Consider the following 21,943-nt stretch of genomic DNA (forward strand, 5'->3'; position numbering starts at 1 on the left):
ACGTCTTTTGATACTGTCCATTTATCTTTTTCTAACGTGTTCAATCGTTTCAAGTACATTGTCGATTTCATCCAGTACGTCATCGCTTAATTTAATACCGGAGGCTTTTACATTTTCCTCAATTTGTGAAGGTTTGCTTGCCCCGATAATGGCAGCGGAAATACCAGGGTTCCTTAGAATCCATGCAAGAGACAATTGCACTAAACTTAAATCTAATTGGTCGGCAATTGCATCAAGTTTTTGTACAGCTTCTAATGTCTCGTTGTCCATATAACGGTTTAAAAATCCACTAATATCTTTGTTAGCCGCTCTAGAACCTTCTGGTATTTCACCATTGGGTTTGTACTTACCAGTGAGAACACCTTGCGCTAATGGAGAGAATACAATTTGTCCCATTCCATGAGATTCAGATACGGGTAAGATTTCTGCTTCAATGTAACGCTGTAGTAAATTGTAGACTGGCTGATTTGAAATCATTTTGTGCAGACCGCGTCGATCAGTGATCGCTTGCGCTTTTTCGATTTGAGCTCCTGACCATTCGCTGACACCGGTATAAAGTACTTTCCCTTGTTTTACGAGATCATCTAATGCCATGAGCGTTTCTTCTAAGGGTACCGTTGAATCAAAACGATGGCATTGATAGAGATCGATATAATCCATATCTAGTCTTTGTAAACTCTTATCACATTGCTCAATAATATGTTTTCTAGAAAGACCTCGGTCATTTGGTCCATCCCCCATCGGGAAGTAAACTTTCGTTGCAACGACTACCTGATCTCTCTGATAATCCTTCAGTGCTTTTCCTAAGACTCTTTCAGCTTGACCTTGCTCATAGACATTAGCCGTGTCAAAAAAGTTAATGCCTTTTTCATATGCTAAGCGAATACAATCTTCTGCAGTCGTGTCTTCCACTGTTTTACCATATGTAAGCCAACTTCCTAACGCAATTTCCGAGACTTTTAAACCACTATTGCCTAGTTGTCTGTACTCCATGATACCGCCTCCATATTCATTCTTTCCTTATTCTCTCAAAGTTAATTCGAAAAATCAAATAGAATACGCATTATTATTAGCTAATGACGCGTAACCTGTTCCATATAAGTATTCATTAGCTGACTAAAAAGATAATGAATGCTTAATCTGTCTGAAATATCTAGCTCATTCACTGCTGTTTCATTACTATGCACTTGTAATTGAATGTCAGTTATTTTAGAAAGCGCATTATTCGTTGATCTTGTTATGCTGATGGTTCTTGCTCCCGTATTTCGCGCGAATTCAGTTGCTTTGAAAATAGCAGATTCACTTGATCCTGATAAACTCACGGCGATAACTAAATCTTTGGCCGAAAGCTGCTTAGCACTATGCAACATGAAGTCTATATCTCTAAAGGTCTGAGCTTGTTTACCCATATAGTTTAAGCGTTCAGCCAATTCTTCTGTTGGGAAACGAGATAATCCTATGGCATATAACTGAATCTGATCAGCCTGTTTGATTTTATTCATAACATCAAACAACAATGTATCATTTATGAGCTGATTTGTAATGAAGAGTTGTTTATCTATCGATGACAGTTCATTCATAGATTTCTCTTCTTCAACCGTTTTTAAAAGTTCTTCTTTAAACTGCGTATATCCTTTAAAGCCTAGCTTATGGCATAATCTGACAACCGTATTGGGAACGGTATAAAACTTTGTGGCTATTTGTCTGATTGTCAGCTCTCGAATATTTTGCTTTTCATCAATCAAAAAAGATAAAATTTTATTTTCTGTTGCATTTAGTCTTTCACGTTGCTTTTCAAGATTTTGGTAAAACAATTGATCACACTCCTTTTGTCATACTAAGATAATCACTCATACTGTTCAGATTGGTTGAGTAAAGAATACGTGCTTTGATTTATCTACTTATTATATCATGTTAGAATAAGTAGATAAAAAATGAAATGGGGTCTGTTTAATGATTACAATCGGATTGACTGGTTGGAGTGATCATCCCTTGATTACGTTAGAGAACTCAAAAAAATTAGAAAACTATTCAAGTCATTTCCCGGTAGTTGAATTAGATACAAGTTTTTATGCGATTCCACCCGAAAAAAATATTGATAGCTGGATTGAAAAAACACCTGCTTCATTCATGTTTATTCCAAAAGCGTATAAAGCAATGACACTTCACAAAGAATGGATAGAGGAATTCACGAGTGTAACATCTATGTTTTCTATTTTTAAAAATACCTTTGAGAAGATGGTAGCTGACAACAAGGTGAAAGCTTTTCTTTTTCAATTTCCACCTTATTTTGACTGTACTAAACAAAATGTAGCTTATTTAAGAACGATACGAGAATTAATGGACGACTGGCCTGTCGCAGTTGAATTTCGAAATCAAAGTTGGTTCATTGAGAAGAATCGTGATAAAACGCTCCAATTTTTGAAAGATATGCAGTTCATCAATGTTATCGTCGATCAACCTCAGACACCAAATAATAGTATCCCAAAAATCATAGCTGCTACCAATGAACAACTAACGATATTCAGATTACATGGACGAAATTATGAAGGCTGGTTAGGTGAAAATATCCAAGATTGGCGTGCCGAGCGTACATTATATGATTACAGTCTAAAAGAACTAAGTGAATTTGCAGAAACAGTCAAATCGTTAGAAAAAGACACTCGAGAATTTTGCGTTATCTTTAATAACAATTCAGGCGGACATGCAGCTAGTAATGCCAAAACACTTCAAAAACAGTTAGGAGTGGATTTTGAAAATCTCTCTCCCCAACAGCTTGATCTATTTTAAAAAAAGCATGATCGAGTTGAGAAACTCAACTGATCATGCTTTTTTTAATATGCTTTAATGTTCCAAAAAGCTTGCCAGATACTTCTCCTGCCAGAAATCCAGTCTAATATAGAATAGAGTAATATGCCGACAAAAGAACCCGTCGAATCAATAAAGACATCTGTGATCAAAGCTGTTCGACCCGGAACAAAACTTTGATGATATTCGTCAGTAGCTGCATAAATAGCACAAAAAGCTAATGCAATCACAATGGCTTTTATCCCTTTTATCCCTGTGGTAGATAACGCATTTTTCACTAATATACCAAAAAAGAGATAGATAAAAAAATGCGCATACTTTCTTAAAAAAATATGCAAGACATAATAGTTCATGTCTCTCAATTCACCAATCCCTAATTTGGGACGAACTATCGTTAAAAGAACATAAATCGTTATACTACAAAAGAGTATAAACAATATGAGTATAAGCCATTTCCCCCACAACGGTGCAGTTCTTCTCTTGAGCCAAATAAGAAATAAATTGAAAACCAATAAAAACAAAACTGCTCCTACGATTCTCCAATGATTGAATACTTGACTACCTACCTCCATTGCACCAAAACTTAGTTGAGCTGACTCATTAGCAGGTTGGGAAGAAAACCAGAAAATGATTGCCATCCAGACCAATACCGTAAGCCATGCAAAAATTCCAGGGTATCTTGACTGAGATTCTCTTTTCATCGGCTTTCCTTCTTTCTAAAAACAGTTATCTTTTACTATCATTTATATTATACACAAGTCCTTAATTTTTCTTAAACGACTTTACCATTCTCCATGATTTTATTATTGTCTAACCAGACAGTAGGCTTTTGAACGACACAATCAATATGGACACCCGCTTCTGTTACACCGCCGAAGGGTTTATTACTACCAAAAGCGATGTGTATAGTACCAAAAACTTTTTCATCTTCTAAAACGACACCGGTTATTTTAGCAGTAGGGTTGGTTCCAACACCAAATTCCGCAATGATCCGACCTTTATCCTCTCCTAGAAGCGCTAATAAGTCTTCTCCTTGAGATCCACTTGCAGCGATAAGCCGTCCATTTTCGAGCTCTAACTTGATGGCCTCATTAACTTTTCCTAATTGTGCAATTGAACCATCTACAATCAATGTACCATTGGCCGAGTCTTCAATAGGCGCAATATAGGCTTCACCTGAAGGAATATTTCCGGCTTCTCCTTTATTTCTAAAAATACCTGTACTTGGAATACCTTTTCTATCAGCAATCGAAAACGTTAGTATCTCATCATCTTTTTCGATTTTCACAGTGGAGCTGTTTTCAAGCATTGTCGTGAAACGAGCTGTCAATTCTTGGACAGTGTGGGGATCAGCTTCAATAGCGCCCGAAGCTAGCATCTCTAATGTAATCCCAGGCATCGTCCCGATCCTAGTACCATGAGCTGCAGCATCTTTTTTAGCATGTGTATGCGTCAGACTAGCAGAAGTAATGCAGAGTGCGACATCCGCCTGTTCCAATGCATGCGCAATGATTGATGGTGGCTCCTCTCCACTCTTATACGTAGCAGGAAACTGCGACATCACGGTCTCATTACCATTATTTATGGCAGCTTCATAGAAATACTGCGCTACATCTTTCATCTTGTCATCCGTTACGATTAAAACCGTTTCGTCTTTTTTTAGATCAAAGTTATTTTCAAATACTTTCAGAGCATTTTCTATATAGCGATTCATTGTCTCATCCTTTACAACAGTATTTTGTCATTCTATCACATATTGGTTGTTCTTGCTTTTTTCAAGGTGTAAAATGGTAAAAAATACGTTAAAGGATGATTGATATGAGTAAAAATATGAACGCATACGGTTTTGGAGACCCTGGTGAACAAAAAGAAATGATTCCATTCGAAAAAAGAGAAATAAGCAAGCCTGAACCGAATGGGCGACAATTATTGGTAGAAGTTAAAGCAGTTGGATTGAATCCTACAGACGTAATGACGTGGAAAATGAAAAAAACAGATGATGAGTCATTCACTGTATTAGGTAGAGACGTTTCTGGTGTAGTAGTGGAGATTGGTGAAGCAACAGAACTCTTTGAGATTGGAGATGAAGTATTTTATCCTGGAACGAGCAATGTCCAAGGTGCCCAAGCTGATTTTCATTTAATCGATGAAAGAATGGTCGCAAAAAAACCAACTAACTTAGACTTTGCGGAAGCAGCTGCCTTACCATTGACAGCATTGACCGCATACGAAACATTTTTTGATCAGTTACAGATACCAAAAAATGCTGAGAAGCCTGCTACATTATTAATTGTGGGAGCTGCCGGTGGTGTTGGATCGATTGCAACGCAAATCGCTCTCAATAATGGCATAGAAGTGATTGGTACTGCTTCACGAGATGAATCAAGACAACAGTTGAAATCATTAGGTGTTAAGAAGATCATCGACCACTCTAAACCTTATGGAGAACAACTAAATGAACTTGGTTATGACGCTGTACCGTATGTGTTTTTAGCGGCCAATGCAGATGATAATATTAAAGAGGTTAGTAAGATAGTAAGTCCTAGAGGCCATGTATGTTCTATTTTACCACTTAGTCAACCGCTGCCGAAAACGTTTTTCGGTAAAAGCATTTCATTTAGCTATGAACTGATGTACACCAGATCTGTCTATCAGACTGCAGATTGGATTCGTCAACATGAGTATCTAGATGATTTGCGCCAGCAAGTAGAAGCTGGAAATGTCAAAACGACAATCAATCATCGCTACGAAGAAATGAATGGAAAAACGTTATCTGAAGCCTACAAACAACTTATGACTGGACATACGACCGGAAAAATCGTTCTTGAACACAAAAACTAAAAAAAGAACTTGAGGAATCATGATGATTCTTCAAGTTCTTTCTTTTTATCATCAATTGGAATGGTTAATTTAAACTGCAAAACCTGATCATACAAATTTGCCTCTAATTTATATGCCAAGACTTCAGCGATTTTTTTGGCAATCGATAAGCCAAGACCGGTTGAAACGGCTTGTCTTGCTTGATCTCCTTTATAGGTTCGATCAAACAATCGACTGATATCTATCGATTCAGGATGAGCGACTTCGTTTTCGATATAAATCATCATCGTATCTTCTGACATTTCATTGTAGATAGAGAAACGCTTATACCCGTGTGTAAAAGCATTTTTTATTAAATTACCGATAAGCCGGCTAAACTCCAGTTTACTTGTTGAAACCGTCGTCGCTTCATTGATCAACTGAATATTCACGTGGTCAAAGGTTTCACTTAATTCTTGGTGGTACATCGCTATTTGCTCTTGCATCATAAGTACCGGAGAAGCAGCTACGAATTGCAAATGATGTTCTTTTGAATCCAATAAACTCAAACGATAGAATTCTTCTACGAGTTCACTAAGGACAGTCGTTCGATCTTCAATGATTTTTAAGAATTTCACTTCATTCTCTTGCTGTGCTGTACCTTGCAATATTTGAACATAACCCAGCATAGAAGTTAGCGGCGTTCTAAAGTCATGAGAAATGGAGGCGATCATTTGTTTATTCTGCTCATCAATCTCAGTATAGTCAATTTTCATGGTTCTTAATCGGCTGATTAATTCATTGATTTTATTGACCAACTCGTCTTGGGATTTCGAGGAAGCATTCTTTTTCAAATCGGACATTGCCTTACCAGAAATGACCCACTCTAGTTGATTCATCAATCGTTTGTTGAACTTTCGGTCTTGATAGAACTTTAACAGAAACATCATATTTACGATGATACTAATGATGAGCAAGAAAAACATAAAGCACCTCCTTTTTATTCATGATTAAAACTTATTTTCCTTCTTTGATTTCAATTTTTCTGAGTAAAACAATCCCTGCAATCGCAGTAACTAAAATGTAAATACCGATTATCCCCCATGTTTTAAACGGCATACCTACTTCATTTACAGAACCAAATAATAACGTGTTATTTGAGTCACTTAAGTAATAAGACATTGTCCATTTTCTTAAGAATTCTAATTTGTCTGTTACTAAAGAGATTAAATCTAAAGCAGTTAAACTAATGTTTGAAATGAGTACACCAAATGTAATCAGAGACATTGTTGTATTCTGTGTAACATAAGCTACTAGATTAGCTAATCCTGCATAACCAATCATTCCCAAAAATACAGAGCCACCGACTGTTGCTAATGTTTTAAATGCTTCGATATTAAAGTCAGCATTTTCTGATGACATCACAAACAGATATAATGCAAGATAAACGATTGCACCGGCTAAAAATGTGGTGAACATATAAGTGATAAATACAATCAGTTTACCTATCACAAATTCCACTTTGGAAAGACCACTACTAAAAATATTTTGATAAGAAGATGAAGAAACATCATTTAAATAGACAACTGAATAAGCTTGAATACCAAATAGTAATGGGAAAGCTTGCGAAAGTAAAATGATGCCTGCTTGTAAGAACCCATCAGAATAACCAGATCCTTCAGAAAAATTAGTCATCGTAAAAATAGTGAACAGTACGAATGCAGCAAACAATACACCATAGTAGATATAGTTAGATTTTTTATGCATCAAACGATATAGATCTGCTTTAATATAATTAAACATTTTTTTGACCTCCTTTAGAAATTAAATTCAAATAGTAATCTTGAATCGATATTTCTTGAGAAATCAGTTTAAAGAGTTTTAATTCGTTTGAAACAAATAATTGGGCAAATTCATCCACTTTATTTGTCATTCCTGAAATAACTAATTCTTGGTCACCATTTACTGTATATTCGATCTGTTCATACGCTTGTTCCAGTAAATAAATGGCTTTTTTAAGGTCATCTACTTTAACAACTACTTTTTCTTCTGTTTTATTGCGGATGGTTTCTCTATCCAATTCTTCGATCAAAACGCCATCATGGATAAATCCAAATCGTGTAGCCATTAGTTCTAACTCACCAAGGATATGTGAAGAAACAATAAAAGTGATTTTCTGTTCTTTATTTAGTTTTTGAACTAATCGTCTAAAATCAGCGATTCCTTGAGGATCTAATCCATTGATTGGCTCATCTAAGATAATGACATCTGGACTACCTAGTAATGCATTAGCAATGCTGACTCTTTGTTTCATTCCCATTGAAAAAGATTTGAAGGGTTTTTTGATTTTTTCCATATCTACAAGTTTCAATACACGATCGACTTCTTTTGTATCAGTGATTCCTTTCATCTTTCTAAAATATTCCAAGTTTTCTTTAGCCGTTAAGTAAGGAAAAAAGTGTGCACCCATCATAAATCCGATTCGCTGACGAGCATCATCTAGTTCAGATACTGAACTCTTACCATATAATTTGATTTCACCGTTATATGATGGCGCTAATCCCATCATCGTTTTAAATAATGTAGACTTTCCAGCACCGTTTTTTCCAATTAGTCCATAAATTTCTCCTTGTCTAACATGGATCGATACATCTTTTAGCGCAACGTGTTTTCCATAATGCTTTGTCAATCCAACTGTTTCGATTAAATGATTCATCCTATTCACTCCTTCATTGTTATTGGTTATTCTCTTGATAACTCTTATCTTAAAGGCTGTTTCTTTCATAACCCTGAAGGAAATCTTACAAAAATCTTAAATCGCCATGATCTATTCGTTATTCAGGTTAAATTTGAAGCCAACACCCCAAACGGTTTCGATCACTTCTTCTCCGCTATATTCTGATAACTTTCTTCTCAACCTAGATATATGAACAGAAATCGTATTGTCATCACCAAAATACGGTTCTTGCCAGACCGTCTCAAATAAATTAGCTTTAGTGAATACCTTTTTTGGATGTTCAATAAAACATTTAAGTAACTCATATTCTTTTTGTGTCAATGATACAGGTTTCCCACAAATAAAAACTTCTCTAGTTACTTCATTCATTTCAACAGTACCTATTTTATGTAAGGAACCTTCGCTTTCCTTTACTATATGATCTCTTAACTGTGCTTGTACTCTAGCAATCACTTCAATGGTATTAAATGGTTTGGCAATAAAGTCATTTGCACCAATGGAAAGCACATTTGCTAAAACAGACATTTCTGTTTTTGCTGTAATGACAATAATCGGTATATCCGATTTTTTTCGAAAAGATTCGATAAATGCTTCACCAGTAAGACCCGGTAACATAAGATCCAATAAAATAAGATCGACTGATTCCTGTTCTACAATGCGCATAGCTTCTGAGCCTGCATATGCTTGCATGACTTGGTACTCTTGACTAAGGAGCTCGTATAATAGTCCATTTATTGTATCGTCATCTTCAACAACTAATATTTTCTTCATTCTGATCTCTCTTTCTCTAGGTATTTACTATTGAATATAGTCTACCGAAGTATGCTTTTGATTGCTAGAATTTTTTCAACAAAAAAAGATACAGCATAATTAGTCACTACTGTATCTTGATAGGATTTTATTAAAATACTTGTTTAGTAAGACAAGATTTTTTCAATGATGATGGTACTGAAAAGGACTGGTAAACTCATTGAAAAAAACAGTCCCGTACTTGGCCATAAGAAAACTAGGAGCCAGACTATACTAGTCAAAAATACAAATAAGAGTGTTTTTGGAAAGAGTTTGACCATCAAAAAGAATGCTAAAAGCCATCTTTTTTTCATATCAATTGTTATTTGTTGCATGATGGTGAAATAATAAAAACATGAGATCGTGAATAATACAAAAAGAATAGCCAATGATGTAGCGAATACGTGCATCCATACGGGGATTTCAATCGAACTGCTAATCAATAAGTAGTTCAATCCAAATACAATATAAACAATCAGAATATAACTATTTCTTTTTATACTCGTCCACATATTTTCTTTAAAGTGTCGAACAAACAATTTTAGAGGATGCTTTTCCTCTTTTTTATATAACCTAAAAATGACATAAAATAAACTTTCAGTAGCAGGAATCAAAGTAAGAATCGGTATGGAGAACAGTAACCACAATAAATTTAATAAGGCCAAATCTGCGAACCACTCAGTTGCTTGAACGATCATAGACGTTTGTTTCGATAAATTCTTTTCTTTTTCCATAACGTTTATCCTTTCGTTCCACCTGTCAGATCCATTCCTTCAATAAAGTATTTTTGAGCGAAGAAAAAGAGTAGTATGCTCGGTATCAATACTAAGGTAGCCCCAGCCATCAAATAATTCCACTGTGTCGTAGACTGATTTGAAAAGGATTGGAGACCAATTTGCAGTGTATACATATCTTCTTTAGAAATATAAAGTAATGGTCCTAAAAAGTCATTCCATGCGCCGTTGAAAGACATGATTCCTACCGTAATCAATGCTGGCTTAGTCAGCGGCACCATTAAATGACTCCAAATATACAGGTGATTCGCCCCATCGATCTGTGCTGCTTCAATGAGTTCATTATTAATGGACAGATAAAATTGTCTCAATAAAAATATATTAAATGCACTCCCAAAAAACGCTGGAACAATTAATGGCAAATAAGTACCGACCCAATTGATTCTCGTGAATAGAATGTACTGGGGAATCATTGTCACGAATCCTGGAACCATCATGGTCGCAAGAACAAGCGCGAATAAGATTTTTTTGCCTGGAAATTCAATTTTTGCAAAACCATAGGCAATAAAAGAATTTGAAAATACATTTCCGAGCACAACGAAACCAGTAATGAACAATGTATTTCCCATATATTTAAAAAATGGAAAGGCTTGAATGGTGTCCAAATAATTTTGCCATACAAAGGTTTCTGGCAATATTGTTGGCGGAAAGCGAACGATTTCAGACATGGGTTTTAACGAAGTGCTTAGCATCCAAACTAAGGGTGCTAATAAGATAAGACTCACGAGAATAAGGATGACATAAATCGCTATTTTGCCTAGTTGTTCCTGTCTTTTTTTGCTTTTAAAATACTTAGACTGTGCGTTCGATTCACTCGACATGTTCTTTTGACTATAATCTGTTTTAGAAGATTCTATCATCAGCCTCTCCTCTCTCTCAATATCATACTTATCATCAGTAATGTACCCATCTCGGTGCGAGTTTAAGGTTGATAAAGGTCAATACGATCACGATTGCAAAAAGCACTAAAGACATTGCCATCGCATAGCCCATATCAAAAGCTACAAAAGCCTTGTTCCACATGTGTAAGTTGTAAAATAGCAAAGAATTTGCGGGACCACCCGTCCCGTTTTCCGTCATGACGTACGCTTCTTGGAAGATCTGGAAGGCGCCAATCGTTGATGTAATCACATCATAAAAAATAATGGGTGTGATCAAGGGCAATGTAATGTGTCTCAATTTTTTAAATGGACCTGCACCATCTACTTCTGCCGACTCATATAATTGGATGGGTACGTTTTGAAGTGTGGCTAAGTAAAGAAGCATCGCTCCACCTACACTCCATAACCGCATGAGAATCAATGCTGGTTTTGTCCAGTTTGGATCAAAGAGCCATGAAGGACCAGCGATACCGACCCAAGATAAGACCGTATTGATCAGTCCACTACTAGGAGAAAGCAATTGCATCCATAAGACGTAAACGGCCACTCCTGAAAGAATAGCTGGTAAGTAAAAAATGGTTCTAAATATCGAGATCCCTCTAATTTTACGGTTCAATAATACCGCTAAAAAGACACCACCAGCCGTCGTTAGTGGCACATTTAATACCACATAAAAGACAGTGTTATATAAAGAAGTCAGAAATAACTGATCATTCGTAAACATTCTTGTAAAATTTTCAAACCCGATAAAATCCATTCTTGAGGTAATGTTATAATTTGTGAAGCTTCCTATAAATGAAAAAGCCATCGGCAAAAGCATAAAAGCGAGAAATCCAATAATGAAGGGTGAAACGAATAGTAGTCCCCAAAGTGCCTCTTTCTTTTGACGCTTGTTCATTTTTTGTCGTTTCGGTTTTTTCTTCGGTTCAATTCTTTGTTCTGCTGCCATGAATGCACCACCTTCAAAATAATAGGGAGAAGGGACATGACCCTCTCCCTCCTCACCATAATATATTAAATCATTTTTATTGATGATTAATTATTCCGCTAAATTCTCAACCGATTCTTGCGCATCATCCAATGCTTCTTTAGCCGTTTTTTGACCTAAAAAGGCTGCATCGATTTCTGTATTGACTAAAGAATTAAAATCTGGTGCATTTAATGGAACTGGCGTGATTGTTGTAACCGCTAAGTTTTGATCGGCTAATTCATAAATCATTTGTCCCATTTCATCCAACTCTTCATGCGTTTTAAGGTTTTCATTCGCTTCTGTATTCGCCATGATATCGAAACTATTCATACCAAATTTTTCTTGTACTTCAGTAGAAGAGAGGTATTTCATAAAGTCATATGATTCTTCTGGATGATCAGTATTTTCTGGCACTTCCAGTACAAAACCGCCTCCCCAAGACCAGTGACCACTACCTTCTTCTTTTTCAGGAAGAGGCGCAACACCAAATTCAAAATCATCAGGTGCGTTCTCGACTAGGTTCGTATAATAGTTGATGTTCTGTCCGCGCATGGATACAAGTCCTGAAATAAATGGATCAGAAACACCTGAACCAAATTCCGCTTCGTATTGGTTGATCGTGTCTCTTCCATAGTAATCTTGCCAATCTAGCATCCATTCTAGGGCCTCTACTTTTTCAGGCGTATTGATCGCTACTTCTCCATTACTATCAAACCACGCTTCTCCGCCGTCAGCATTCAATGCCCAAACATCAACGCCGATATTCCATCTAGGATAAAAGCCGATTTGTTCCCAGTTCCCTTCACTACCTTGATCCAATTGTCTTGCCATTTCTTCTAGCTCATCCCATGTTTCAGGTGGCATTTCAGGATCAAGACCAGCTTCTTCGAAGGCCGTTTTGTTATAAAAAAGGACTTGCGTATCTGTATTGAACGGAAGTGCGTAAGCTTCTTCTTCATAAAGAACCGTATCCCACAATTGTGGATAAAAATCCCCGGAGATATCATCTTCATCTAAATAATCTTGTAAGTTTGTTGCTTGTTGCGCTTCAGCACGTTGTTTTACACTATTGATATCTTGTACGATCACATCGGGTGCATTTCCCCCTGCAATAGCCGCTAATGACTTAGTCCAGATATCGCCCCAAGGTTGATAAACATGTTCAACAGTTACGTCGTCTTGAGAAGCATTGTATTCTTCGATAATTTCTTCAATCGTTTCTCTTCTAGCGCCTGATCCCCAGAATGACCAAAATTCTAATGTTGTTCTGCCGTCTGCAGATTCTTGATCAGAAGTGTCATTGCTGTTTCCACAAGCAGCCAACAAAATGACCGTGCTTCCGAGAATTAAGCTTTGCTTTAGTAACTTAATCGATCGTTTAGAATTCATTTGAACTACTCCCTTTAATGGTTATGCTGAAAGATTTTATGTAATACACTGATCCACAAACCTTTTCTACCTTAAACAATAAATGAAGCGTTTAGAAGAAGCAACTATAATGCCTTTCTTATGCTAATATATTAAAAGTAATATAACTATCGTTATTGAATTGATAATATTTTCAATTTTTAAAGAAACAAATCTATAACTTTATTAACATACGTTTCGATTTTTTAAATACCTTTCTTCATTTTTTAGTTTCTAAATCAACTTAAAATTGAAAGCGGTAAATGACACATCATACAAAAATAAAAAAAGTCTCCTATGGACAGGAGACTTTTTCATTTGATTAGTTAATCTTCTTCAATTCCAAAAATGGATTTAATCATGCTTTCAAATACTGAGCCGATAATAAAGATAATCCATGAATAAGCCCATGTTCCGTAGTTGAAGCTCCACAAGAAATAAATGACTAGAATGATTGGCCAATAAATATTATCGATAATATGGTTTATCTTTGTCTTCTTGCGATTTTTTTCTTGAGCAACACGAACTTGTTCGACCGTTTTACCGTGATCACAAAGGTTTTGATAACCAGTCCAGATCATACCAGAATAGATAAAAAGCAATACGCCAATGCCTGCAATAAGAAACATTAGTCCGCTGCCAAAGACAGTTAACTTATCGTCGTAGAGAAATGCACCATATAAAACAGGCATTAATGCAAATACACAGAAAGCAATTCCTAATACAATACTTATTATAAATGATTTTTTGTAATTTTCCATTTGTTCTTCAATGGATCTTCGCGCTTCTGGAACCAATACGAAAGGCTCATTATACTTTTTATAACGATCCAGTTTATACCCTTGAATAACAAAGAATGCTACACCGATCACAGCAAATGAAAACATCCATATCAATCCCATAAATATACCAGCAGTTTCAAAAGAGAATATAGCCATCATTACTAATAATCCACATAATGCAAAACAACAAGATAGAACACCCATTCCAATGCCTAAACCTGCTCTTCGTCTTGCTTCAATATATTCGTGCGCATCATCTACTTCAACGACCATTACATCTCCCAATTCTTCTTCAGGAGCCCCTTCATGATTTAATCCCATTTCGTTTAGTACTTCATCAATATTTCCAAACTCGACGATTACCGTACCAATGGCTTCATTATCTGAGGCACCTTCTTCTATGAGGGCTGTATATCGATCTTCCATATTGGCCAGTATATCTACTTTGAGTTGCTCTGTTTCTTCTGTTTTTACTACATTTTTAAACATCTTATTCACGTACTCTTCAATTGTATTCATTATTTCCCACCTCCGAAAAATTTATCTACCACAGATTTCGTCAATTGCCATTCACGATCTTTTTCTAATAGCAACCCTTTGCCTTCTGCCGTTATTTTATAATAGGTACGCTTCCTTCCTTGCGTTTCGCTACCAGGATAAGAAGTGATATAGCCTTTCGTTTTTAGCCGAGTAAAAGCTGAGTAAAGGGTCGTTTCTTTCATTATATACTCGCCATTTGTTCGTTCTCTTATTTGTTTAGAGATTTCATAACCATAAGAATCTCCTTCACTTAAAATAGATAAGATAAATGAATCATTGTATCCTCTACTAACATCACTACTGATCATTTACCCAACTCCTTTATGTATCGCTTCAATCAAACGATTACTACATCTGACGTTGTAATTAGTATAGCAAAGTTTAAATTGAATTACTACATCAGATGTAGTAAAAACAAAAAAATCAGACTATAGTCCTAGAACTACTTGTCTGATTTTTGATTTAAATGTTATAAGTTGTGTCCCCTAGATCCCTTTACGTTTATTTATTACGATAAACATTTTGTGGCTTATACTACAATCTTTGGTAACCTTTCCATATATTTCTCATCTTTCATAGTAAAATCACTGATTCCTTTTTTTAAATCCTTTTTGAAGTTTCCAAAATCTCCCTTAACGATCTTGATCGTCTCTTTTTCTGGTATACCAATGTCTATCAATGAAACATATCTTTCTTCCATGTCTTTAGTAATTTTTTGTTTATACTTTTCAGATTCAATTGTTTCAGGAATCTGACTAAACAGCTTAGTTACATAATCATGAAGCTCATCCATTTAGACCCTCTTAAAAAAAGAATGCAACTTAAAAGTAGTATTTTTCTTTAAGAAAGACACTTCAAAATATTATAAAACTAACTTATCCTTGCATGAGATCTCTTTTTTTGAAACCGATTATACCAATAACTATAAAGCTGATAGCACTAATGGCCATGATTATGAGTGGCAGAAAAACTGATTCTCCTCCTAAATAATCTGGTGTAAGATAAAAAGGCGAGAGAAATTTTAGCCACTCAGGCATATCAAATAAATTACCAAAATAAAGTATGAAGAAGTTATAAGATAATATCATCCAAATGACTGAGATGAGTTTTGGTTTCCACCCATAAAGTAGAGCAGCTATACCAACAAATATACTCATGGCAGGTAAATAAACGATTCCACTCAAGAAAATCTCTTTGATCGTAATAAAGTCCTGAACAGAACCCGCTACAATTGCGAATGTTGCCAGTTGAACAACTTGTATCACAAGCAGACTGCCTATGCTAACTGCCATAAAAACAGTTAATATATGCGCGCGACTTCTAGTTCCTGATATTTGATACTGAAGCCTATCTTGCTTTTCTTCACTAACTAATTTAATCATAACTTGAACCGCTGGAATGACTGTTGCAATGGAAAGAACAGCGATAATGATCGTTAAGAATTCCGCAATAATTTTATTGGTAGATTCTCCAACGATGATTTGTTCAATCACTTCATTTCCTGCAATTAACGATTCAACATCTCCCATTACCGAACCATATGTTAAAGCTAAGATCATCATGCTGACAGTCCAAATGATTAAAGGGGTTTTCATCAAGCGTAAGACAAAACCGTAAGGGTTAAGCAAAATCGACGATGCATGATTGTTTCCACTTCTTGCTGGTAATAGACCCGACCCGAGATCTCTCTTTGTTTGTAAATAAAAAGCGATATATAGCAATACTAGCGAGATCAACAGCAGTATCACTACCGGCCACCAGCGATTTGTAACAAAGGCTTCTGCATGATACAACAAACCAAGTGGTGATAGAAAAGTGAGAAAGGATGCACTGGCGTCACCAATTATTCTCAAAACATAGAAAACACCTAATAATGAAAAACTTGTTGCAGTGGCGCTTCTACTACTGCTCGTTAATTGAGCAAGCAACAAAGCTAGACTTCCAAAAAACAAACTACTCATGCTATAAAGTGAACCCGAAAGTACGGCACCCTCTAGGCTCATGCTGGCATCTCCAAATACGATCAATAATAAAGTAGATAAGCAGCCTAAGACTAGTGTATAGGAGAGTAAGTGACTTACCGCAGAAGCTGTGTGTGCTAAACGTCCAACCGGTAGTGCTTGCAGCAGTTCTATCCTACCATTTTCTTCTTCTACTCTCGTGTTTCTAATAATCAATAGTATTGAACTAATGGCAACCAAGGATAAAGTCATGATCGTCATTGTATGAGAATACATTGCCCCCACTGTATAATCATTGGCACCAATCATATTACCGAACAAGGCTTCCATTGCTGGATTGGACATTGCAACAGCCATCGCCTCACGATCAGATGGTGCAGCATAAATCGTGGTGTAAGCAAAAACACCGACAAATACAAATCCTAAGCAACCCAATAACCAAAAACTCAACTTTAACCATTCTTTTTTAAATCCAAATCGATAGAGTAAACCTACTTGTTTGAAGGCATTCAAGATTCACCTACCCCTTTCTCGTAGTGACGCATGAATAAATCCTCTAGTTTTTGTGGTTGGCTGTCTAATGACTGAATATTCAACCCTTGTAAAGTAGCGATCAAAGTCGTCATCTTATTTGAACTTATTTGAAATTTATATTGATTGGAGCCAGACATATGAATGAACCCATGAATCCAGTCGTTTTTTTCAAGGAAAGCTAAATGATCAGTTGATTCGATACTTATCTCAGATCTTTTTAAATATCTAAGCTGATGTAGTTGTCCTGCTTCTACAATCTCTCCATTTCGAATGATGGCAATCGTATCACAAAGTTTCTCAACTTCAGACAGTATATGACTAGAAAGCAAGACACTAGCCCCTTCTTTTTTTACGCGTTCAACTTGTTTTTGAAATACTTTTTCCTGCAAAGGATCTAAGCCAGAAGTTGGTTCATCAAAAATATAAAGATCCGCTTCTGCAGCGAATGCCGCGATCAATGCAACCTTTTGTCGATTCCCCTTTGAATAACTTCTACATTTCTTCGTCGGATCAAAATCAAATGCTTCGATCAAGGTTGCTTTTTTCTCATGGTCAACGGCTTGATCGCGTAAACTGAGAAATAAATCGATCACTTCACCACCTGTTAAATTCGGCCAGAGAGAAACATCCCCTGGTACGTAGGCCACTTGTTTATGAATTTCAACAGCATCGCTCCAGACGTCTTTACCAAAAATGCTTACACTACCGCTATCCGCTTTGATCATCCCAAGCAATATACGAATCGTTGTAGATTTACCAGCTCCGTTAGGGCCGATAAATCCTAAAACCTCCCCTTTTTCCATTTTAAAGGTAACCGCTTTTAATGCTTCTGCTTTGCCAAATGATTTAGATACACCTTCAATCTTAACAATAGTCATGATGATCTGCTCCATTCCATATTTTTATTTATAATAAGTCTTCTTTAATAAGGAAATATAAGTTTCATAGTCTTCGTAATAAGGTTTTAGCTCTTCTTCACTTAATTGGTATAATTCTGGATTCTTTTTAAAGGTTGCTTCTAATTCTGAGCGATAGCCTTCAAGTCCCCACCGAATTAAATTGAGTACTTTGTCAGGCGGTAGATCTTCTCGAAATTTAGACAAATCAATATTTTTCGTCAAGACTTGAGACCAAGCTTCTTCTACGCGATTGCGCTTTTCTAAAATATTTTCCTGCCACTCACCAGTATCCGTCAACAGCATCACTTTAGCTAAGAAGTTCAACGCATAGGGAAATTCTAATTGGCTTTTCTGTTTCAATTTGCCCACATAGTCGAGCCGGTCGAAAAAGTCTCTGATATTGTAATCTATCTTTGAAAGATAATGCTCTTCCGCAATATCAAAAGCCGTATCCAATAGATATTCATAAAGTCTCTTTTTGTTGCCAAAGTAATAAAATAAAGTTCCTTTTCCAATGCCAGCCTCAGAAGCGATTTTATTGGTCGAGGCTTTTTCATAACCTTGTTCATCAAACTCTTTAAAAGCTGCATTGGTAATTTTAAGTTTCTTTTTTTCAGGTAATTTCTCAAATACTTCTTTCAATTAAGCACACCCCATATTAACGATAGAAAAAATTGACCACCCTGGTCATAAGTGAATCATAGCACTTATGACCAGGGTGGTCAACGTTTGTTTTTTTATTTTATATCGGTGATTCTGTTACTCTTTCCATCAAATTGATGCCTATTCCCATGAAAAGTAAACTCATTATTAAAAGAATACCAACTGGTTGCATGGAATCTAAGAATGATTTGTTTTGGATAAATGATTCAACGATTCCGTAAATTGCTTGTTTGATGGGCATGAACTCCGCTACACTTCTTAAGAACTGATTATCGACAACTTGAAGCGGCCAAAAGGCACCTCCTAGCATTGCCATTGAAGTTGTGACGATAGGAATGATAACCTGTAAACTAGAAATCGTTTTTACCAGAGCTGTCAACAAGATGCCCAGTGACACTATCGATAAAAGGAAGGCTAAAATAATCATTATGACTACCGCATAGTTGATATCAAGGTTTAGAGACAACATGTTCATTAAAATGACCATTGAGATCAAAACTTGCAATACACCTATAGAGAAGTAAAAAAGTAAATGTCCTACATAAATTTTCGTTTTAGAAACCGGTGAGAATATCAATCGATTCCAGATTCCGTTTTTCTTTTCTTCAACTAAATTTGTCATAAGATATAGAATACTGAATATCGTAAAGTAAAAGGTTAGTCCTAAAACAACAGATAGATCAACAATCTCAGATCCTATGTTTTCCAATGACTTTGTCGTTAATTTAATTGGTTCATTTATTTGCGAAGGTATGGCCTGACCTGTTTCTCCAATAGCATTTAGGCGATTGTTCTCACTATAAAATCGGCTTACATATTGAGTGATCAGGGATAAATTTGCAGTTTCTCTTCCAACAAGCAATTGGTAGTTGTCTTCTTCAAAGGAAAGCGCGTAACTATATTTATCTAATCTTATATCGTCACTGATTTTTTCAGCGTCTTTTGCGACAAAATGAATAGTATCATTTTGGTTCAGCTGTGTTACTTTTTCCGCTAAGTCTTCTTGATTTAATACGTCGCTGTATACATTAACGGTTACGCCACTATTTCCTTGTGTTCCAGCTACTACATTCACCATCAAAATCGTCATACCTAATAATAAAAGAATTAATGTTGGCTTGTTTATTACTCTTTTCCATTGCATTAAAAATACGGTCCACATTTAATCTAACCTCCATTTTGGAAATACGATTACGGCAATGATCATAAAAATCACGCTCAATCCAAGCATTCTCAATAGTAAAGGCAATACATCCACGATATCAAAGCCCATTAAAAATTGTAGGTACGAAGTCAAAGCCGCACCGTTTGGTGTCCAGTCCCCTAGTGTTTTTAAGAAATTAGCATACTGCTCCAACGGTACAAAGCTTCCTCCTAAAAATGCGAGCACGACAGTTGAAGAACCAAATGAACTAACGACCATTACATCATTTGTGTTCAATGAAATAGCTGTTAATAGGCTACCCATACTTCCAATCAAAATGGAAAAGAGACAACTAACAAGAACGATTCCGACCCAAAACGATAGTGGTCGCTCAGAAAAAGTCCCAAAAATCAGAGTAGAAAGCGTAAATAAAATTCCTAGCTGTATCATGGTAATCAATATGCCTGAGACTAGCTTGCTGAAAAGATATTGCATCGGTGATCGTTTCGATAACATGATTCGAGCCAATACATGGCTTTCTTTTTCTTTAAAACTGCGACTTGCAATAATCGTGCTAATTCCTAATGCAAAAAAGACAGCCATACTTAATGTATAATATTCAAAAGAATTGATTGGATCTTGAGTCGTCAGTGGAACGACTTCTCCATAGTGACGTTGATCCTCTATCACCGTTTCTCCAACGATAGGCGCAATCGTTGCTTGAAAATTGTACTCTTGAATAAACCCTTCCATTATATTGGTCAAGATTATCGCTTTTATTTGATTAGGATCTTGAGTAATCACTTCAATCTCTGCATTAGTAGCGTTTTGTAAAACATTCGCTCTTATGATATCTGATTTAAATATTTCCGAAACGACGATCACGCCACTAATATCATTTGCCTCCAGAGCCTGTTCGGCGTCTTCTTTTGATTCAAAAGTTTGGAGTGCGAAATGTTGTTCAATGTCTGCTTCTTGGAACAGACCTTTCATTTGTCTTACAGGATCCATCTGCTCAAATTCAGCCACGATTTTTTCGGCATCTACTTGAGTATGACCAGCATCCATCAATTCTTTTATGACTGTTGCTTCATCTTTAGCAATAGTAGATTGATCAACTAACCCGACCGTTGTTTGTTCTGGAGTAGTTGCTGTTTGTCCAGTGACATTCCCTAAAGCGAAGCCGAGTATGGCGATCAACAAAAAAGGTGTCAATAATAATTCGATCAATTCACTTCTGTTCTTGCTCAAAGTCAAAAAATCTTTTCCAATCAAGTTGAACATTGTATACCTCCTAATCTCTTAAACTTTTACCTGTTAGATGAAGGAAAACATCTTCGAGTGTTGGTTTTTTTATTTGCATGCCCGTTACAGCAACACCCAACTCACTGGCTAAATGAAAAATATCAACCAATAAAGCATCACTTTTAGAGGCAATCAGTTTGTATCCATTTTCTACCTTCGTCAATTGTTTTATGGACGGGTGCTTGATCAGTTTGTTCTCAAATAATGGATCCATAGACTTCACAGTTATTTCAATCGTTTCTTCGTTTGACAACAAACTCTTCAGTTCTTCATTTGTACCAGAAGCAACGATTTTGCCCATATCCATGATATAGATGCGGTCACACAATTTTTCAACTTCATCCATATAGTGGCTCGTGTAAAGTAGTGTCATCTGATGTTCAACATTCAATTGATTGATCATATCTAAAATATAATTTCTAGACTGAGGATCGATACCAACAGTTGGTTCATCCATTATCAAAACCTCTGGATCGTGTAAAAGTGCAACTGCAATATTGATTCGTCTTTTCATCCCACCAGAATAATCTTTGATTGGATCGTTTTTTCGTTCGGTCAATCCTACTAGCTTAAGAACTTTATCAATTTTTTGATCCAATTCTTTTCCGTGAAGACCATAAATTTTTCCAAAAAAGCGAAGATTATCGAACGCAGAGAGTTCTGAGTATAAGGCAATTTCTTGGGGTACGATACCTAGAAATGGTCGAATAACACTAGCGTCCTTTAAGATATCCTTTCCGTTATAACTGATCGTACCGTTATTTGGCTTTAATAAAGTCGAAATCATAGAAATCGTCGTCGACTTTCCTGCACCATTAGGTCCGAGTAAACCGACCGCCTCTCCTTTTTCAATATACATACTTAATTCATCTACTGCTTTGTGCTTTTTAAACGTTTTTGACAATTGGCTCATTTCCAGCATTTTTATCC

Annotated in this window: 23 protein-coding genes; 2 read left to right on the forward strand and 21 right to left on the reverse strand. The window is 36.1% G+C overall.

Going from position 1 to position 21,943, the window contains the following annotated elements:
- Positions 1-21 precede the first annotated feature (21 nt).
- Together J5J05_RS06995 and J5J05_RS07000 are read right to left on the reverse strand one after the other, a co-directional pair.
- On the reverse strand, positions 22-993 hold the full coding sequence (locus J5J05_RS06995; RefSeq protein ID WP_208559968.1) for an aldo/keto reductase family protein: 972 nt from the start codon (positions 991-993) through the stop codon (positions 22-24).
- Between the two features lie 80 nt (positions 994-1,073).
- Positions 1,074-1,814: a MurR/RpiR family transcriptional regulator gene (locus J5J05_RS07000; RefSeq protein ID WP_208559969.1), complete on the reverse strand. Its 741-nt coding sequence runs from the start codon at positions 1,812-1,814 to the stop codon at positions 1,074-1,076.
- A 139-nt stretch (positions 1,815-1,953) separates the two neighbouring features.
- On the opposite strand from J5J05_RS07000, the gene J5J05_RS07005 reads away from it, so the two are divergent.
- Positions 1,954-2,790, forward strand: coding sequence for a DUF72 domain-containing protein (locus tag J5J05_RS07005; RefSeq protein WP_208559970.1), 837 nt, complete (start codon positions 1,954-1,956; stop codon positions 2,788-2,790).
- A gap of 44 nt (positions 2,791-2,834) precedes the next feature.
- On the opposite strand, the gene J5J05_RS07010 is transcribed toward J5J05_RS07005, so the two are convergent.
- Positions 2,835-3,509: a VanZ family protein gene (locus tag J5J05_RS07010; protein WP_208559971.1), complete on the reverse strand. Its 675-nt coding sequence runs from the start codon at positions 3,507-3,509 to the stop codon at positions 2,835-2,837.
- 71 nt (positions 3,510-3,580) lie between these two features.
- Positions 3,581-4,522: an aminopeptidase gene (locus J5J05_RS07015; protein WP_208559972.1), complete on the reverse strand. Its 942-nt coding sequence runs from the start codon at positions 4,520-4,522 to the stop codon at positions 3,581-3,583.
- 104 nt (positions 4,523-4,626) lie between these two features.
- Between J5J05_RS07015 and J5J05_RS07020 the strand changes: the two genes are divergently transcribed.
- Complete coding sequence (locus tag J5J05_RS07020) at positions 4,627-5,649, forward strand: zinc-binding alcohol dehydrogenase family protein (RefSeq protein WP_208559973.1); 1,023 nt, start codon at positions 4,627-4,629, stop codon at positions 5,647-5,649.
- Between the two features lie 17 nt (positions 5,650-5,666).
- On the opposite strand, the gene J5J05_RS07025 is transcribed toward J5J05_RS07020, so the two are convergent.
- The 17 genes from J5J05_RS07025 to J5J05_RS07105 form a co-directional block, all read right to left on the reverse strand.
- Positions 5,667-6,593 (reverse strand): sensor histidine kinase, encoded by a 927-nt coding sequence (locus J5J05_RS07025; RefSeq protein WP_208559974.1) that lies wholly within the window; start codon positions 6,591-6,593, stop codon positions 5,667-5,669.
- Between the two features lie 31 nt (positions 6,594-6,624).
- Complete coding sequence (locus J5J05_RS07030) at positions 6,625-7,410, reverse strand: hypothetical protein (RefSeq protein ID WP_208559975.1); 786 nt, start codon at positions 7,408-7,410, stop codon at positions 6,625-6,627.
- Positions 7,403-8,323 (reverse strand): ABC transporter ATP-binding protein, encoded by a 921-nt coding sequence (locus J5J05_RS07035; RefSeq protein WP_208559976.1) that lies wholly within the window; start codon positions 8,321-8,323, stop codon positions 7,403-7,405. Before J5J05_RS07035 ends, J5J05_RS07030 begins: the two co-directional genes overlap by 8 nt.
- Before the next feature lie 111 nt (positions 8,324-8,434).
- Entirely contained in the window at positions 8,435-9,115 is a 681-nt protein-coding gene (locus J5J05_RS07040) for a response regulator transcription factor (protein WP_208559977.1), read from the reverse strand.
- Between the two features lie 143 nt (positions 9,116-9,258).
- The gene (locus J5J05_RS07045; RefSeq protein WP_208559978.1) at positions 9,259-9,867 is read right to left on the reverse strand and encodes a DUF624 domain-containing protein; all 609 of its coding nucleotides are present in this window, start codon (positions 9,865-9,867) and stop codon (positions 9,259-9,261) included.
- Positions 9,868-9,872: 5 nt separating this feature from the next.
- On the reverse strand, positions 9,873-10,619 hold the full coding sequence (locus tag J5J05_RS07050; RefSeq protein ID WP_425270351.1) for a carbohydrate ABC transporter permease: 747 nt from the start codon (positions 10,617-10,619) through the stop codon (positions 9,873-9,875).
- A 202-nt stretch (positions 10,620-10,821) separates the two neighbouring features.
- Positions 10,822-11,706, reverse strand: a complete 885-nt coding sequence (locus J5J05_RS07055) for a carbohydrate ABC transporter permease (protein WP_425270352.1) — start codon at positions 11,704-11,706, stop codon at positions 10,822-10,824.
- A 141-nt stretch (positions 11,707-11,847) separates the two neighbouring features.
- A complete protein-coding gene (locus J5J05_RS07060) occupies positions 11,848-13,167 on the reverse strand; it encodes an ABC transporter substrate-binding protein (RefSeq protein ID WP_208559980.1) in 1,320 nt (439 codons plus the stop codon).
- Positions 13,168-13,511: 344 nt separating this feature from the next.
- The gene (locus J5J05_RS07065) at positions 13,512-14,486 is read right to left on the reverse strand and encodes a permease prefix domain 1-containing protein (RefSeq protein WP_208559981.1); all 975 of its coding nucleotides are present in this window, start codon (positions 14,484-14,486) and stop codon (positions 13,512-13,514) included.
- A complete protein-coding gene (locus J5J05_RS07070) occupies positions 14,486-14,815 on the reverse strand; it encodes a PadR family transcriptional regulator (RefSeq protein WP_208559982.1) in 330 nt (109 codons plus the stop codon). The genes J5J05_RS07065 and J5J05_RS07070 overlap by 1 nt, the downstream gene beginning before the upstream one ends.
- 221 nt (positions 14,816-15,036) lie before the next feature.
- A complete protein-coding gene (locus tag J5J05_RS07075) occupies positions 15,037-15,300 on the reverse strand; it encodes a hypothetical protein (protein WP_208559983.1) in 264 nt (87 codons plus the stop codon).
- An 82-nt stretch (positions 15,301-15,382) separates the two neighbouring features.
- On the reverse strand, positions 15,383-16,981 hold the full coding sequence (locus J5J05_RS07080) for an ABC transporter permease (protein WP_208559984.1): 1,599 nt from the start codon (positions 16,979-16,981) through the stop codon (positions 15,383-15,385).
- Positions 16,978-17,883, reverse strand: coding sequence for an ABC transporter ATP-binding protein (locus tag J5J05_RS07085; RefSeq protein WP_341868511.1), 906 nt, complete (start codon positions 17,881-17,883; stop codon positions 16,978-16,980). The genes J5J05_RS07080 and J5J05_RS07085 overlap by 4 nt, the downstream gene beginning before the upstream one ends.
- 21 nt (positions 17,884-17,904) lie before the next feature.
- Entirely contained in the window at positions 17,905-18,543 is a 639-nt protein-coding gene (locus J5J05_RS07090; RefSeq protein ID WP_208559986.1) for a TetR/AcrR family transcriptional regulator, read from the reverse strand.
- A gap of 100 nt (positions 18,544-18,643) precedes the next feature.
- On the reverse strand, positions 18,644-19,726 hold the full coding sequence (locus J5J05_RS07095) for an ABC transporter permease (RefSeq protein WP_208559987.1): 1,083 nt from the start codon (positions 19,724-19,726) through the stop codon (positions 18,644-18,646).
- Positions 19,727-20,992 carry an ABC transporter permease gene (locus J5J05_RS07100; RefSeq protein ID WP_208559988.1) on the reverse strand — a complete coding sequence of 422 codons (1,266 nt, stop codon included), beginning with the start codon at positions 20,990-20,992 and terminating at the stop codon, positions 19,727-19,729.
- 10 nt (positions 20,993-21,002) lie between these two features.
- Positions 21,003-21,935 (reverse strand): ABC transporter ATP-binding protein, encoded by a 933-nt coding sequence (locus J5J05_RS07105; protein ID WP_208559989.1) that lies wholly within the window; start codon positions 21,933-21,935, stop codon positions 21,003-21,005.
- Positions 21,936-21,943: the final 8 nt, after the last annotated feature.

This window comes from Marinilactibacillus kalidii (assembly GCF_017599325.1).
GTDB classification, from domain to species: domain Bacteria; phylum Bacillota; class Bacilli; order Lactobacillales; family Carnobacteriaceae_A; genus Marinilactibacillus; species Marinilactibacillus kalidii.